Source organism: Mesorhizobium sp. B2-6-1 (assembly GCF_006440475.1).
GTDB lineage: Bacteria > Pseudomonadota > Alphaproteobacteria > Rhizobiales > Rhizobiaceae > Mesorhizobium.
Genome location: NZ_VFUH01000004.1, coordinates 437007 through 452231, shown reverse-complemented (window position 1 = coordinate 452231; position 15225 = coordinate 437007). Strand labels below are relative to the sequence as shown.

Below are 15225 nucleotides of genomic sequence, written 5' to 3'. Positions count from 1 at the left end.
GCAGCGACAACTATGGCTCCAATGGCGCCAACCAGCCTGCCGTCACCTCGGTCGACAATGCGCACACGGCTTCGATCCGCGACAGCGGCTCGCCCGTCTACAAGCTGCTCAATTCGTCGGGCGATGTACACAAGTCCGCCCCTCAGGGCAGTGACCGGAATCTCTTCGGCCACTAACAGCCGAAGCTGACACCAAACAGGAGCGGCGGGCTTTGCCCGCCGCTCCTGTTTTTGCGTGACCGGCAATTAATTCATGGCCTGCTCTCAGGCCGCTTTCGCTTCCGTCTCGTGCAGCGCGAAGGATCGTCCATCCGCGTCGAAGATATGAAGGTCTCCGGCGTCGGCGCTCAGCCGCAGTGTCGCCCCGCGCTTGACCTCGACATTGCCCGGCAGCTTGGTCACCAGCGGCAGGTCGGCGCGGCCGATGTCGACATAGACGAGTTGCACCTCGCCGAGCTGCTCGACATAATCCACCGTTCCTTCGAACAGATAGTCCGTGCCGCCGGCGATCGTCAGGTCCTCCGGCCGCACGCCGAAGCTCACCGACGCGCCCTTGGCCGAGGCCGGCGTCGCGATCGGCACCGTAGCCTTGCGGCCGCCGACATGACTGATGACGGTCGGATTGCCCGATTTGTCGATGGTCGCCGGCAGGATGTTCATGGCCGGCGAGCCGATGAACTGAGCAACGAACAGATTGCCGGGTTTCTTGTAGAGTTCCATCGGCGTGCCGACCTGCTCGATATGGCCCTCCTTCAGCACCACGATGCGGTCGGCCAGCGTCATCGCCTCGACCTGGTCGTGGGTGACATAGATCATGGTGGTGTTGGGCATCGATTCCTTGAGCTTGGCGATCTCGATGCGGGTGGCGACGCGTAGCGCGGCGTCGAGGTTCGACAGCGGTTCGTCGAACAGGAACACTTTCGGGTTGCGCACGATGGCGCGGCCGATGGCCACGCGCTGGCGCTGGCCGCCCGACATCGCCTTGGGGAGGCGGTCGAGATAGTTGGTCAGCTGCAGGATCTCTGCCGCCTGGCGCACGCGCTTGTCTATCTCGGCCTTGCTTTCCTTGCCGATCTTCATCGAGAACGCCATGTTGTCGTAGACCGTCATATGCGGATAGAGCGCGTAGGACTGGAACACCATGGCGATGCCGCGTTTCGACGGCGGCACGTCGTTGACCACCTCGCCGGCTATTCTGAGCTCGCCCGAGGTGATCTCCTCAAGCCCTGCGATCGAGCGCAGCAATGTCGACTTGCCGCAACCCGACGGCCCGACGAAGACGATGAACTCGCCCGATTTGATGTCGAGGTCGATGCCGTGCAGAATGTTGAGATTGCCGTATGATTTCTTCACTTGCCTCAGCGTGACATCGGCCATGTTTCCCTCCAGTGGTCCCTAGAATTCAGTCGATGCGCCCGAACCAGGCGCCGTAGCCGCCGAGGCGGATGGAGCCGGAGCTCTGCTGTCCCGAAAATCCGTGTCCGGGCAAAGGTTGCAGCGATCGACCGCCAAGGTCAACCTCCGCTGGCCCGGATCCCAGGTTGAAGACGCAGACGATCTGCTCGTTGCCGGCGCGGCGCGTGAAGGCGACAGTGTCGCCCTGGCTCTCGATGAAACTGATATCGCCCTTGGCCAGCGCCGGATGGGCGCGGCGGAAGCCGAGAAAGCGCCGGTAGTGTTCGAGCAGCGAATGCTCGTCGCCTTGCTGGACATTGACGGCTTGCGACAGGTGCTTGGCCGGCACCGGCAGCCACGGCTTTGCCTGGGAGAAGCCGCCGTTCCTGGCGCTGCCGTCCCACACCATCGGCGTGCGGCAGCCGTCGCGACCCTTGAATTCCGGCCAGAAACGGATGCCGTAGGGATCTTGCAGATCCTCGAACCGCAATTCGGCTTCGCCGAGCCCCAGTTCCTCGCCCTGATAGATGCAGACCGAGCCGCGCAAGGACATCAGCAATGCCGAGATAACCTTGAGATACGCGGTCGGGTCGGCTTCGTTGGCGGCCCAGCGCGAGGCCGGGCGCATCACGTCATGGTTGGAGAAGGCCCAACACGACCAGCCGTCGCTGGCAACCTTGCCAAAGGTTTCCAGCACCGAACGGACCTTGGCGGCGCTGATCTTTTCCGGCGCCAGGAAGTCGAAGGAATAGCACATGTGCACGCGCTTGCCGCCGGCTGTATAGGCCGCGACAACGTCCAGTCCGCGCTGTGAATCGCCGACCTCGCCGACCGCGGCCGTTGCCGGATATTCGTCGAGCAGGGCGCGGAAGCGTTCGAGGAAGCCGAGGTTCTCCGGACGGCTCTTGTCGTAGATGTGGTCTTGGTAGTTGTAGGGATTGACCGCGGGTGCGGTCTGGTCGTTGCGCTGCTCCGGCGGCAGCGGCGGGTTGTTTTCCAGCCCCTGGCTGTGGAAGTAGAAATTGATGGTGTCGAGGCGGAACCCGTCGACACCGCGCTCCAGCCAGAAGCGGGTCACGTCGAGCAGCGCGTCCTGGACTTCGCCGTTGTGGAAATTGAGGTCCGGCTGTTCCGCGAGAAAGTTGTGCAGGTAATATTGCTGGCGGCTGGTGTCCCATTGCCAGGCCGATCCGCCGAAGATCGACAGCCAGTTGTTGGGCGGCGTGCCGTCCGGCCTGGGATCGGCCCAGACGTACCAGTCGGCTTTCGGATTACTGCGGTTCGATCGGCTTTCCCTGAACCAGGGATGGATGTCGGCGGTGTGCGACAGCACCTCGTCGATCATCACCTTCAGCCCCAGCCTGTGCGCCTCCGCCGTCAGCGCGTCGAAATCGGCCAGCGTGCCGAACATCGGGTCGACGTCGCAGTAATCCGAGACGTCGTAGCCGAAATCCTTCATCGGCGATTTGAAGAAGGGCGAGATCCAGATGGCGTCCGCGCCGAGCGCGGCGATATAGGGCAGCCGCCCGATGATTCCCTTGAGGTCGCCGATGCCGTCGCCATTCGAGTCCTGGTAGCTGCGCGGATAGATCTGGTAGATCACGGCACCTCGCCACCAGTCGCTATCGACGGCGAGATCGGGCCTCGAACTGGCTTTCAAAGCGGATTGCATGGTTTCAGCCTCCTTTCACCGAGCCTGCGAGCAGCCCGCGGACGAAATAGCGCTGCAAAGAGAAGAACACGATCAGCGGCACGATGATGGTCACGAAAGCCGACGTCGTCAGGATCTCCCAGTCGCCGCCACGCGAGCCGAGCAAGGCATTGAGCTTGGCGGTCAGCACGATCTGATCCGCCTCCGTGCCAAGGAAAACCATCGCCACCAGGAGATCGTTCCATACCCACAGGAACTGGAAGATGGCGAAGGACGCCAGCACGGGAAATGACAGCGGCAGCACGATCTTGACGAATATCTCGAAATCGCTGGCGCCGTCGATGCGCGCCGATTCCATGATCTCGCGCGGCAGGCCGGCAATGTAGCTCCGCAAGAGGTAGATGGCGAAGGGCAGTCCGAAGCCGGTATGCGCCAGCCAGATGCCGAGATAGGTCTTGGAGGGCACGCCGAAGAAGGCGCCGACGCCGTTATAGAGCTTCAACAGCGGGATCAGCGACATCTGCAGCGGCACCACCAGCAGGCCGATGATGACCGCGATCAGAAGCGCGCGCCCGGGAAAGCGCATCCAGGCCAGAGCGTAAGCCGCAAAGGCGGCGATCAGGATCGGGATGACGGTCGCCGGGATAGTGACGGTCAGCGAGTTCATGAAGGAGCGGCCGATGCCTTCCGAAAACAGCACGGTCCTGTAATTGTCGGTGGTGAATTTCGGCGGCGCCGAGGAGGCATAGTAGACGCGCTGGCCGCGGTCGCCCTCGAACGCCTTGGGCGAGGTCATGACGAAGCTGCCGTCGGCATTGAGCTGCAAGGTAACGCCGTCGCCGAGATCGGCCGATGTGCCGGCCGGATATTGCGTCGGTGCCGCCGACTTGACGCCGAAGGCGCTGATCTCGCGCTTGGCGCCATCGCCGAAAATGTTGCCCTGGAGGACGAACTTGCCGTCCTTCTCGACCTGCGCCGAGGCGGGCGGCAGGCGTCCAGCTTCGGTCTGGGTCGAACTGGCGAACGAGTTCCACCAGCCCGAGGCGATGATCTGGTCCTTGTCGCGCAGCGACGATACCAGGATGCCGAGCGTCGGCATGGTCCAGATCGCAACGAAGACCAGGACGGCGATGTGAACGCCGAAGCGGCTGGCGAAGGAGTTTCCGGTCGCGACGGTCATCTCAATGTCCTCCCGTCTCTTTGTTGGCCTGGCGTATGTTCCAGACCATGATCGGAATGACCGCGATCATGATGATGATGGCGATTGTCGCGCCGCGGCCGAAATCACCGCCGCCACGGAACATCCAGTCGAACATCAGATTGGCCAGCACCTGGCTGTTCCATTGGCCGTTGGTCATGGTCAGGACAATGTCGAATACCTTGAGCACCAGGATGGTGATTGTGGTCCAGACCACGGCGATGGTGCCCCAAATCTGCGGCACCATGATTTTCCAGAAGATCTGGAACGGATTGGCACCGTCGATGACGGCGGCTTCCAGCGTCTCTTCCGGAATGCCGCGCAGCGCCGAAGACAGGATGACCATGGCAAAGCCGGTCTGGATCCAGATCAGGATCACCATCAGGAAGAAATTGTTCCAGAACGGCAGCGATATCCAGACCTGCGGCTGGCCGCCGAAATGCTGGATGATGGCGTTCAGGATTCCGATCTGCGTCTGGCCTTCGCCGCGATACTCATAAATGAATTTCCAGATGACGCTGGCGCCGACGAAGGAGATCGCCAGCGGCAGGAAGATCAGGCTCTTGGCGATCGTGCCCCACCAGATCTTGTCGGTAAGCACGGCGATGATCAGGCCAAGGAAGGTACAGGCGGCGGGCACTACGGCCAGCCAGAGCACATTGTTGAGGATCGAATTGCGAAACTCGCGGTCGCCGAAAGCCCATTGATAATTGGCCAGGCCGACGAAATTGGCGCCGCCGCGATCGAGGAAGGACAGCCGCAGCGTCTCGACCACCGGATAGATGAGATAGATGGTCAGGATGATCATCGCCGGACCGACGAACAGCCAGGGCCGGATCAGCCCTTGCCGGCGCAGATTGTCGACGGCGGCGGCACCCGAGACGCCGCGCGAGGGAAAGGTGACATCGAGCAGTTTGTTGGCGCCCCAGAAATAGGCGACGCAGCCGCCGACGCCGATGATGATGACGAATATGGCCGAGAAAATCTGAGCCGCCATGGGTCCCTCTCCCTGCACGACCCGCCAGGATGGAAACGATCCTTGCGATTGCGCCGCGCGCCGATCTCGTTGTTGAGCGCGGGCAGGCAGGGAAGCGTGTGGCTCCGTGCCCGCCGCATGCCGGAATGTCTACGCTGTCACGACTGGATCTGACCCGTCCCGGTTGGCCGGGCTGGGATGTTGCGATGGGGCCGGTCGGATCCGGGCCAACTGGCCCGGATCCGCTCGGGAGGTGGAAGCCTAGGCCTCCGCGGGTGCGGCTCTTACTTGATCGCGTCCCAGCTCTTCTGGATGTCGGTGGCGACGTCCTGCGCCGACTTGCCGCCGACCAGGTCGATCATGCCGGTCCAGAAGGCGCCGGCGCCGATCTTGCCCGGCATCAAGTCCGACCCGTCGAAACGGAAAGTCGAGGCATTGGCCAGGATCTCGCCCTGCTTGCGCAGCGCATCGCTGGCATAGGCATCCTTGTTGACCGCCTTGAACGGCGTCACGAAACCGCCTTCGGCCATCCAGATCTCATGGGCCAGCGGCATCTTAAGGAATTCGATGAACGCGCGGGCGGCCTTCGAGTCCTTGGTGATCATCGCCAGCGTTCCGGCGCCGAGCACGGGAGTGCCGAGTTCGGGCTTGGACGCATAGGGCGGAAAGTAGAAGAAGTCCGCGTCCTGGCCGATTTTCGTGCCTTCCGGGAAGAAAGTCGGGATGAACGACGCCTGATGGTGCAGGTAGCATTTCGGCGGCACCGCGAAGAGGCCCTTGGGGCTGTCGCGGAAATCGGTCGCCGCGACCGCCTTGGCGCCGCCATCGACCATCTTGTCGTCGGTCGCGATCTTGCCGAAGATGTCGATTGCATTGACCACGGCCGGGTCGTTGAAGGGGATCTCGTTCTTGACCCATTTGTCGTAGGTTTCCGGAGACTGCGTGCGCAGCATCAGGTCTTCCACCCAGTCCGTCGCCGGCCAGCCGGTGGCGCCGCCCGAGCCGAGCCCGATGCACCACGGCGTGCCGCCGTCGGCGATAATCTTCTTCTCGAGATCGGCGAGTTCTTCCTGCGTCTTCGGCACCTTGTAGCCGGCTTCCTCGAAATTGTCCGGCGAGTACCAGACCAGCGACTTCACGTCGGCCTTGTAGGGGAAGGCGAAGAAGCCCGGCTTACCGTCCTTGTCCTTGAAGGTGCCGAGGTCGACCCATGACTGGCCGGCGCCGTAATTGTCCTTGACCCATTTGGCGGTATCGTCGCCGAGCGGCGTCAAGAGACCCTTGGAAGCAAGGTCCTGGATCAGGCCGGGTTGCGGCAGAACGGCGATGTTGGGCGGGCTGCCGGCCTGCGTGTCGATGACGATCTGCTGCTCGTAATTTTCCGAGGAGGAATATTTGATCTCGGCGCCGGTGGCTTCCGAGAAATAATCGAGTACGCCGCGCACCAGGGTCTCGTCCTCGCCGCGCCATGGCCCGAAGATCGACAGGGTCTCCCCCTTGAGGTCGACTTTCTTGAGCTCTTCGTAGTTTGCCCAGTTGAAACGCTTGTCGTCGCCCGGCTTGAATTTCAGTTCGGCCTGCGCGGGCGCGCCGAGGGCGAGCACGGCAAGCGCGGCGCCCAGCAAAAGCATTTTCTTCATCGGTATTCCCTCCCAGTGGGTCACAAACACCGGACGGAACCTCCATTCCGCCCGCCGACGCCGCAGGACTGTGACTCAGTCGGAAAGGAACCGCAACCTTTCGAAGAGTCTTCCAAAGCGCTTTGGCTATTTCGATCTCGCCATTGAATCGTCCAGAAGTCAAGAGGCGTGCTAACTTAATCGATTTAATTCCGGAGTCTGGCGCCTGGAAAATCGCGCTGCAGCATGCTTTTTTGGCAGTGCAGCAGCAATTTATGTTTCAAACCTGCACCAAGCCTGCCTATGGTCGCCATGATATGACGGGCCTGCCGCAGGGCTTGGGTCGATTCAATCTAAAAGCGCTTTGAGGCATGGAGGCCTCTCGTGAACCTGAAGCAACTCGCGCACATGCTGGCGCTTTCGCAGACCACGGTAAGCCGGGCGCTGAACGGCTATCCCGAGGTCAACGAAGAGACGCGCCGGCGCGTCATGGACGCCGCCAAGCGCCATGGCTATCGCCCCAATCCGAGCGCACGCCGGCTTGCGACCGGCAAGTCCGGAATGATCGGCTATGTCTTGCCGACGGGTGCTGCCGTCGACATCGACCCACACTTCGTCGAATTCCTGTCCGGCCTTGGCGATTATGCGCGCTCGCACGAGCTCGACCTGGTGCTGTCTCCCGCCGACGCCGACGACCAGGAGACGACTTACCGGCGCATCGTCGCCAACCGCCAGGTCGACGCCGTCTACATCTCCTCGCCGACGCCGGCCGACCGGCGCGTGGCGCTGGTCAACACGCTCGGCATACCCTTCATCATCCATGGCCGCAGCGAAGGTTTCGATTTCGATTATCCCTATCTCGACATCGACAATGAGGGCGCCTTTCACGAGGCGGCACGGCTGCTCGTCCAGCTCGGCCACCGGCGGCTGGCGCTGATCAATGGCGATGACCGCGAAACCTTCGCCGTGCATCGCGAGCGAGGCGTGCGCCGGGCGCTCGCCGCGAGCGGCCTGACCTTGGGCGACCGCCATGTCTGCTCCGTTGCCATGACCGAGGAGAACGGCTATCGCGCCGCCCGGCGCCTGCTCGAACAGGACGGCGCGCCGACCGCGATCGCCTGCTCCAGCCTGATCATGGCGCTCGGCGTCGTGCGCGCCGTGCGCGACCTCGGCCTGAGCATCCCCGGCGACATCTCATTAATTGCACATGACGACGTCTTCCCATGGCTGAAGCCGGAGAATTTCTCCGTACCGCTGTCGACGACGCGCTCCTCGATCCGGCTCGCCGGCGCCCGCATCGCCGAGCGTCTGGCCGCACGGATATCGGGCCTGGAGGAGGGCCCGCGCGGCGAGGTCTGGCCGGTCGACCTGGTGATCAGGGGGTCGGTTGCCGGAGCGCCTGCCTAGGGTTAGAGCCAATCGCTCCGAGGGGCCGAGTTCGACCGCTTGCGGGCGTTGCCGGAAGATCGATTGCAGTGTCATGGATAGTGGTCTGCCTGCACCGCGCTTGCTTTGGCTTTCAGAGGGTGGCAACCAGTAAGCCAAAGCCATCAACCAGCCCTCCTGGATGCCCAATTTGCCCATATTCCCGTTCTCCGAAATGGATCCAATCCAACATCCTGGCCCACCGCCGAAGCGTTCGGAGGTGGTCATCATTGGTGGCGGCATTATCGGCGTAACGACGGCTCTTTTCCTGGCGGAGCGGAACATTCCGGTCACGCTGCTGGAAAAAGGCCGCGTTGCGGCCGAACAATCGTCCCGAAATTGGGGCTGGATTCGAAAGCAGGGGCGCGACGCAGATGAACTGCCAATTGTCATCGAGGCTTTTCGCCTATGGCGGCAACTTGCTGAGGAATGCGGCGAAGACATCGGGCTGGACCAGACAGGTGTGACCTATCTGGCGAACTCCGACAAGGACATGGCCGGTTTCGAAGAGTTCATGAAGATCGCCGCCATCCATGGGCTCGACACTCGCCTCCTGGACGCGGACGAAACCGCGAAACTCATCAAGGGCATGTCGCGCAAGTTCAAGGGCGCGATGACGACGCCCTCCGACATGCGCGCGGAGCCTTGGTTGGCGGTACCTGCGCTTGCTCGTCTTGCCGTCCGAAAAGGCGCCAAGATCATAGAGAATTGCGCAGCGCGAACCCTCGAAATCTCAGCCGGCAGGATCAGAGGAGTGTGGACCGAGGCGGGATACATTGAAAGCTCCAGCGTACTGGTCGCGGGCGGCGCCTGGTCGTCCCTGTTCCTGAGAAGACACGGCGTCTCCATTCCCCAACTCAGCGTCAGGGTAACCGTAGCCGCAACGGAGCCTATGCCTGAAATGTATGCAGGTGCGGCAGCGGACGAACACATCGCTTTCAGGCGCCGACAGGATGGCGGATACACGCTCGCCCCGGGAGGTAGTAATTTGCTTTACCTGGGGCCTGACGCATTCCGGCACGCCACCAAGTATCTTCCCGCCCTCATGGCCAATCCGCTCGGAACCCGCTACTTTCCGTGCGCTCCATCGGGTTACCCTGATAGCTGGTCGACCCCGCGCGATTGGACCCCGGATTCCCAGAGTCCTTTCGAAAGAATGCGGGTGCTCAACCCGGCCGCTGAACGCTCCGGCCTCCGTTCTGTAGAGCGCAATTTCAGACGCCTTTTTCCACAGTTCGAAACAGTTCGCTTGAAGGCAGGCTGGGGAGGCATGATTGACGCCATGCCCGATGTCGTCCCCGTCGTGGATCACGCCCGGGCAGTCGTCGGTCTTTTCGTGGCCACGGGAATGAGTGGTCACGGCTTCGGTATCGGACCTGGAATCGGTCGCGTCGTTTCCGACCTGATTCAGGGTAACGCGAGTGGGCATGATCTCAGCCGCTTTCGGCTGTCACGCTTCTATGATGGAAGCGCCGTTCGGTTGGGTCCGGCCCTCTAGATGTTTAGTCCAGCATTCGTCCCGTCTCGGCCATCGCAAATAGCCGACTGAATTTAGGAGCATGTTGCCAAGGATCATTCCTTCGCCGTCTCGGCGGCCTTGATGTCCAGCAGCCCGTAGCCGAAATCATCGTCCCGCCCTTTCGAACCGAGATCCCGGGCCGTTGCGGCCAGCGCCTTTTCGATGGCGACGGCCGAGCGGTCCGGCGCGGCGTGGATGAGATTGGCGATGGCGCCCGAGACGATCGCGGCGGCGAACGATGTGCCGGTGACGACATCCGAGCCGGCTCCGCTCGGCGCCACCATCTCGACGCCCGGCGCCGAGATGAAGACATAGGCGCCGCGATTGGCCTGCGGCATTAGCCCATCCCTGGCGTCGGTGGCGGTCACCGCGATGACGCCGTCGAAGGCGGCCGGGTAGCCATAGGGCGCCTTGGGCCCGTTGTTGCCGGCGGCGGCGACAAGAACCATGCCGAGCGCGCGTGCATTGCGGCAGGCGATGCCGAGCAGGTCGTTCTTCGGACCGACGAAACTCATATTGATGATGCGCACGTCCTGCTCGGCCGCCCAGTCGAGCGCAGCGAGGATGACGTCCATTGTCGACTTGCCGCCTTCGAAGGCACGTGCGTGATAGATCCTGGCGCCGGGCGCCATGCCCTTGAGCGCGCCGACGCCGGCGATCAGCCCGTCGATTGAGGTGCCATGGTCGCGCTTTTCGACCGGCACGTCGGGCATGGCGTCGAACTGGCCGGCAATGACCCCGGCCAGCGTCGGATTGGTGTCGTCGACGCCGGTATCGATTACCGCGACGCGGACGTTCTCGCCGCTCGCATGGTTGGCGTCGAGCGCGATGCGCTCGAACGCATAGTTGACGATGCCCGCCGCCTGCTGAAGCGAATAGATATGGTTGGGCTCACGCCGCTGCGTGCGGCTGTCGGCGGCAAGCTGCGCCAGCACCACGCCGACGGGGCGACCGTCGGGAATGCCGAAGCGCACAAGCGTGGTGCCGAGCAAAAATGATTGCCGCTGCGAGCGCACATCGAGGCCGAAGGAAGCGGCGATCTGCTGCACGGCGCCCGCATCGCCATCGACGGTCACCAGCACCTCGTCGGGCACGAAATCGCCGGCCACGGCGCGTGGCGGCTGAACGGCGATGAGATCGCTTGGCGAGACGATCGGCCCGCCCGAAGGCAGTCCGGCCTGCGTGCCGGCGGGCGGCGCCACCGGGTCCGGCCGTGGCGTCGGCACCGGTGCCGCGGGAGCGGCCGGATTGGGGAACAGGTCGACGATCAGGGCGGGAAGAAACACGGCACCGGCCGCGCCGTCACTGATGCTCTTGCCGTCCTTGCCACAGTCGGCGCCCGCCGCATCGGTGCCGTTGCGGCAGTCGATCTTTCCCCGGTTGGCATTGGCGTCGTTGCCCTGCGCCGACGCAGGCCCGGTGGCGATCGTCATCGCTGCCGCAAGAATTGCCGCAAATCGGATGACCGCCTCAGCCGCCATCGGCCGGTTTCCTTCCCTCGATCACGGTGTCGGTGAAAGGCTGGGCGGCAACAAGGCCGAGTTGCCTGGTGTAGTCGGCCGCGTTGGCGGCCGGAATGCCGAGCCGGAACACGCCCCCGGCGGTCGGTCCGTCCAGGATCTTCAGGCCGCTGCTGCCGAGAAAGGCGGCGATGTCGGACATTTTCGCGTCGGGCTTGAACTTGACCAGGGCGAACGGCATCTTCGCCATCTCGTCCTGCGCGCCCGCGATCTCGAAATTGCCGTCCTTGCCGCCGGGCTGCACGAACGACTGCACCATGACCAGCGCCAGCAGAGCCGCGGCCGCCGCCCAGGCGACGCCGACCGGCAGCGCCATGAAACGGCCCCAGGCCTGCGCCAGCCAGGACGAACCGGCGGCGGCGCGCGCCGGGCCAGCCTCCGCATCGAGCGCCCTGGAAAAGCGGCTCAGCGCGTCGGCCGGCGGACGGATCGCCTCATTGGCGGCTGCGGTGCTGGAGAATTCAGCCTCCGCCTCGCCAAGGGCGGCCATCGCCGTCGGATCGCTGGCCAGCCATTCCTCGACGGCCTCCAGTTCCGAGCCTTCCAGCGAACCGTTCAGGTAGAACGGCAGCAACGTTTCCATTTCGTCGCGGCGCGACATCTTTTCAGCGGCGCTCATGGCCACCCCCTGTCGTAACCGGCGGCCTTGAGGGCTTCGCCGAGTTTCTTGCGGGCATAAAACATGCGGGTCTTGACGGTCGCGACCGGGATGTCGAGCACCTCGCCGATCTCGGTCACCGATTGCCCCTGATAATAGGCGAGATCGATGACCACGCGATGCTCGCGCGGCAAGGCATCGATGAAGCGGCGCAAGGCAGTGCTCTTGTCCTCCTTCATGGCAACGATCTCGGGCGTATCGGCGCCGTCGGGCACCGCGGCTGCGGCCTCGTCGTCGATCCAGTCTTCCTTTTTCTTGCGCAACAGGGACAGCGCCTTGAAGCGGGCGATGCCGAGCAGCCATGTCGAGACTTCGGAACGTCCCTCGAAACCCGGCGCCTGGCGCCACAGTTCGAGGAACACCTCGTTCGCGATGTCGTCAGCCATCATTTCCGATCCCGTCTGGCGCGCCACGAAGCGGTATATCCGCGCGTGGTGGCGCATGAACAGGAGCCGCACGGCGGCCCGGTCGCCCTTCGCGACCCGCTCGACAAGCGCGCGATCGGTCTCCATCGCGCCGGTCATGACCGATCGAGCCGCCTGGCTCCTGCCTGCTCTGTCGCTGATCGGCTCAAAAAGGTTCATCCTCCGCCAAGGAATTTGCGGAGGCTAACCGAAGAAGATGAGCCTTGCCAGTGGGTGAAGGGGAAGCTAGCTCAGGAAAGGCTTCGCCTTCATCGTCGCCGGCACCGACACCCCCAGTCGGCTTAGAACCGTTGGCGCCAGCTGCAGCTGGTCGAGCAGTGTGTCGGCATCCGGTCCCTTGCCGGCGCCGAAATAATACAGCGCGAAATCCTGCATCTCCTCATCATGGCCGCCATGGTGGCCGCGGTCGGTCTGGCCGTGATCGGCGGTGACGATCACTTCATAGCCGGCGTCGCGCCAGCGCGGCAGGAAAGCGGCCAGCATGCCGTCCATCGCGTAGCACGCATGGTCCATCTCGTGACAGTCATGGCCGAAACGGTGGCCCATCGAGTCCAGCGTGCAAGTGTGCAGGATGCCGTAATCGATGCCGTGGCGGCTGCTCAGCATGGTCAGCGTGGCGAACAGGTCGACGTCGCTCGGCGTCATCTGGTTGCGCGCGTTGTAGCCGGTCATGGTGTGGAAGCGGCCATGCGTGATCGGCCCGCCCGGCTCGTCATACTCCATGTCCTCGACGAGGTCGAACGGGTAGGAACGGAAGAACTCCGACCAGTAGGAGTGGGTGACCGCGCCGGTTATTCCCCCGGCCCCGGTGACCTCCGAGAAGATGTCGGGCTGGCTGACGCGGAAGCGGTTCTCGTTGGAAAGAATGCCATGCGCCTGCGGCGGCACCCCGGTGTGGATCGAAGCATAACAGCAGGCCGAGGTCGACGGCAGCACCGAGCGCATCCTCCATACCCGCGCTTCGCCCGACTGCACCCAGCCTTCGAGGTTGCCCATCAGCCGGCGCCAGTTCCGGTAAGGCACGCCGTCGAGGATGATCAGCAACAGTTTGGTCTTGAGCGCCACGAGCTGCTCCATGCGATTGTGGGGGGAACGAGCACGCCGCGTGTCGCACGGACACGCGGCGTGCTCGGCAGGAACTTGATGTCAGGCGTTCAGCCAGCATTCGGCGAGCGCGTAGCCGTCCATCATCTCGCCGATCGGGCTCTTGGCGAAGCCGCCGATCTTGTTGGTGGCGGCGTCGATGAACTGGTTGAAGAAAGGCACGATCAATCCGCCTTCGTCGCGCATCAGCACGGCCATGTCGTGATAGATCGCCTTGCGCTTGTCCTGGTCGAGCTCGCCGCGCGCTGCAAACAGCATCTTGTCGAACTCGGGCCGCTTGAAACGCGTGTCGTTCCAGTCGGCGTTCGACACATAGCCGGTGGAATACATCTGGTCCTGCGTGGCACGCCCGCCCCAGTAAGACAGCGAGAAAGGCTGCTTGTTCCAGACCTCCGACCAATAGCCGTCGCCAGGCTCGCGCTTGATCTCGATCTTGATGCCGGCCTTGGCGGCACTCTGCTGATAGAGCTGTGCCGCATCGACGGCCCCGGGGAAGGCGACGTCGGAGGTGCGCAGCAGGATCGAGCCGCTGTGGCCCGACTTCTTGTAGAGCGCTGCAGCCTTTTCCGGGTCGAACTTGCGCTGTTCGATGGCCGAAAACAGCGGATAGGCCTCGTTGATCGGGAAGTCATTGCCGACCGAACCGTAGCCGCGCAGGATCTTTTCCAGCATCTCGTCGCGGTCCATGGCGAGCTTGAGCGCCATCCTGAGATCGCCGTTGTCGAAGGGCGCGGTGTCGCAGAACATGTTGAACGGGTAATAGCCCTTGCCCGAAACGTTCTCGATGCTGACGCCGGGGATGCGCTTGACGAGATCGACCACCTTCGGCTCGACGCGATTGATCATGTGCACCTGGCCGCCTTGCAGGGCCGCCAGCCGCGCCGTCGCATCGTTGATGACGACGATCTCGACCTGGTCGGCATGGCCCGCCTTGTCGCCCTGCCAGTAATTGGCGAAGCGCTCGCCGCCATGGCGCACGCCGGGCTGGTTGACGGTCACCTTGTAGGGGCCGGCGCTGATGCCCGCGTTCGGATCGTCCTTGCCGCCATTGGGCTGGATGACGAGATGATAGTCGGCCATCAGATAGGGGAAGTCGGCATCGGCGTCGGCAAGCGTGACGACGACCTCCTTGCCGTTGGCCTTGATGCCCTTGATGTTCTTGAGAATGCCGAGTGCGCCCGACTTCGACTTCTCGTCGGCGTGGCGCTCGATGGTGGCCGCGACATCCTCCGCGCCGACCGTCTTGCCATTGTGGAACTCGATGCCGTCGCGGATCTTGATCGTCCAGGTCTTGGCATCCGGGGAAGCGCCGATGTCCTCGGCGATCAGGTTGACCAACCTGTTGTCGGGGGTGAGGCGAACCAGATATTCGCCCCACTGCTTGCCGAAGCTGAAGGTGACCTGGCTGAGGTTCAGCGCCGGATCGAGGCTGTTGGTCGATTCGCCGCCCTGCAGGCCGGCCTTGAGAATGCCGCCCTTGACCGGCGTCTGCGCGAAGGCTTTCCCGGCCAGCGTCGTTGCCAGCGCCGCCGACATGCCCAGCGCCGCGGTGCGCCCGAGAAAGTCACGCCGCGATATCCGGCCTTGGCCGGCGAGTTCAGCGAGATGGTCGAGTTCAGTCTTCATGTCCTACCCCTTTTTGAAACAACCGCACACAGGCGATGCCGTCCGAAGGACGTCTGGCCCTCCAGTGTTGCATCCGGATGACGTTCGTCATCTCCTTGACTGGCGAACCG

The 15225-nt window shown here is 63.4% G+C and carries 14 protein-coding genes; 4 read left to right on the top strand and 10 right to left on the bottom strand.

From position 1 onward, the window contains the following. Positions 1-176 (top strand): DUF680 domain-containing protein (locus tag FJ443_RS12485; protein ID WP_140664231.1); only part of this gene is annotated, 176 nt, incomplete at its 5' end. An 87-nt stretch (positions 177-263) separates the two neighbouring features. On the opposite strand, the gene ugpC is transcribed toward FJ443_RS12485, so the two are convergent. From ugpC to FJ443_RS12460, 5 genes are all read right to left on the bottom strand, one after another. Then, complete coding sequence (gene ugpC / locus FJ443_RS12480) at positions 264-1376, bottom strand: sn-glycerol-3-phosphate ABC transporter ATP-binding protein UgpC (RefSeq protein ID WP_140501216.1); 1113 nt, start codon at positions 1374-1376, stop codon at positions 264-266. A gap of 25 nt (positions 1377-1401) precedes the next feature. After that, the gene (locus tag FJ443_RS12475) at positions 1402-3066 is read right to left on the bottom strand and encodes an alpha-glucosidase (RefSeq protein WP_140512788.1); all 1665 of its coding nucleotides are present in this window, start codon (positions 3064-3066) and stop codon (positions 1402-1404) included. Positions 3067-3070: 4 nt separating this feature from the next. Further along, positions 3071-4225, bottom strand: coding sequence for a carbohydrate ABC transporter permease (locus FJ443_RS12470; protein ID WP_140501212.1), 1155 nt, complete (start codon positions 4223-4225; stop codon positions 3071-3073). Position 4226: 1 nt separating this feature from the next. After that, positions 4227-5240 carry a sugar ABC transporter permease gene (locus FJ443_RS12465; protein ID WP_140501210.1) on the bottom strand — a complete coding sequence of 338 codons (1014 nt, stop codon included), beginning with the start codon at positions 5238-5240 and terminating at the stop codon, positions 4227-4229. Between the two features lie 263 nt (positions 5241-5503). Beyond that, positions 5504-6859 carry an ABC transporter substrate-binding protein gene (locus FJ443_RS12460; protein WP_140501208.1) on the bottom strand — a complete coding sequence of 452 codons (1356 nt, stop codon included), beginning with the start codon at positions 6857-6859 and terminating at the stop codon, positions 5504-5506. A gap of 122 nt (positions 6860-6981) precedes the next feature. Here FJ443_RS12460 and FJ443_RS12455 point away from each other — a divergent pair, with 122 nt between their 5' ends. From FJ443_RS12455 to FJ443_RS12445, 3 genes are all read left to right on the top strand, one after another. Then, entirely contained in the window at positions 6982-7206 is a 225-nt protein-coding gene (locus FJ443_RS12455) for a hypothetical protein (RefSeq protein ID WP_140501206.1), read from the top strand. 16 nt (positions 7207-7222) lie between these two features. Next, a complete protein-coding gene (locus tag FJ443_RS12450) occupies positions 7223-8245 on the top strand; it encodes a substrate-binding domain-containing protein (RefSeq protein ID WP_140501204.1) in 1023 nt (340 codons plus the stop codon). A gap of 169 nt (positions 8246-8414) precedes the next feature. After that, positions 8415-9761 (top strand): FAD-binding oxidoreductase, encoded by a 1347-nt coding sequence (locus FJ443_RS12445; RefSeq protein WP_140664228.1) that lies wholly within the window; start codon positions 8415-8417, stop codon positions 9759-9761. Between the two features lie 74 nt (positions 9762-9835). On the opposite strand, the gene FJ443_RS12440 is transcribed toward FJ443_RS12445, so the two are convergent. From FJ443_RS12440 to FJ443_RS12420, 5 genes are all read right to left on the bottom strand, one after another. Beyond that, the gene (locus tag FJ443_RS12440) at positions 9836-11263 is read right to left on the bottom strand and encodes a S8 family serine peptidase (RefSeq protein WP_140658482.1); all 1428 of its coding nucleotides are present in this window, start codon (positions 11261-11263) and stop codon (positions 9836-9838) included. Continuing rightward, positions 11253-11921 carry an anti-sigma factor gene (locus FJ443_RS12435; protein WP_140558770.1) on the bottom strand — a complete coding sequence of 223 codons (669 nt, stop codon included), beginning with the start codon at positions 11919-11921 and terminating at the stop codon, positions 11253-11255. The genes FJ443_RS12440 and FJ443_RS12435 overlap by 11 nt, the downstream gene beginning before the upstream one ends. Next, a complete protein-coding gene (locus FJ443_RS12430) occupies positions 11918-12484 on the bottom strand; it encodes a sigma-70 family RNA polymerase sigma factor (protein WP_140512795.1) in 567 nt (188 codons plus the stop codon). The genes FJ443_RS12435 and FJ443_RS12430 overlap by 4 nt, the downstream gene beginning before the upstream one ends. Positions 12485-12610: 126 nt before the next feature. After that, positions 12611-13450 carry an alkaline phosphatase family protein gene (locus FJ443_RS12425; RefSeq protein ID WP_140558768.1) on the bottom strand — a complete coding sequence of 280 codons (840 nt, stop codon included), beginning with the start codon at positions 13448-13450 and terminating at the stop codon, positions 12611-12613. Positions 13451-13531: 81 nt separating this feature from the next. After that, a complete protein-coding gene (locus tag FJ443_RS12420; RefSeq protein ID WP_140558767.1) occupies positions 13532-15115 on the bottom strand; it encodes an ABC transporter substrate-binding protein in 1584 nt (527 codons plus the stop codon). Positions 15116-15225 lie beyond the last annotated feature (110 nt).

Excerpts from the sequence above, each read along its gene's own strand:
- ugpC (WP_140501216.1), bottom strand. The coding sequence starts at position 1,376 with ATGGCCGATGTCACGCTGAGGCAAGTGAAGAAATCATACGGCAATCTC.
- FJ443_RS12475 (WP_140512788.1), bottom strand. The coding sequence starts at position 3,066 with ATGCAATCCGCTTTGAAAGCCAGTTCGAGGCCCGATCTCGCCGTCGAT.
- FJ443_RS12470 (WP_140501212.1), bottom strand. The coding sequence starts at position 4,225 with ATGACCGTCGCGACCGGAAACTCCTTCGCCAGCCGCTTCGGCGTTCAC.
- FJ443_RS12465 (WP_140501210.1), bottom strand. The coding sequence starts at position 5,240 with ATGGCGGCTCAGATTTTCTCGGCCATATTCGTCATCATCATCGGCGTC.
- FJ443_RS12460 (WP_140501208.1), bottom strand. The coding sequence starts at position 6,859 with ATGAAGAAAATGCTTTTGCTGGGCGCCGCGCTTGCCGTGCTCGCCCTC.
- FJ443_RS12440 (WP_140658482.1), bottom strand. The coding sequence starts at position 11,263 with ATGGCGGCTGAGGCGGTCATCCGATTTGCGGCAATTCTTGCGGCAGCG.
- FJ443_RS12435 (WP_140558770.1), bottom strand. The coding sequence starts at position 11,921 with ATGAGCGCCGCTGAAAAGATGTCGCGCCGCGACGAAATGGAAACGTTG.
- FJ443_RS12430 (WP_140512795.1), bottom strand. The coding sequence starts at position 12,484 with ATGACCGGCGCGATGGAGACCGATCGCGCGCTTGTCGAGCGGGTCGCG.
- FJ443_RS12420 (WP_140558767.1), bottom strand. The coding sequence starts at position 15,115 with ATGAAGACTGAACTCGACCATCTCGCTGAACTCGCCGGCCAAGGCCGG.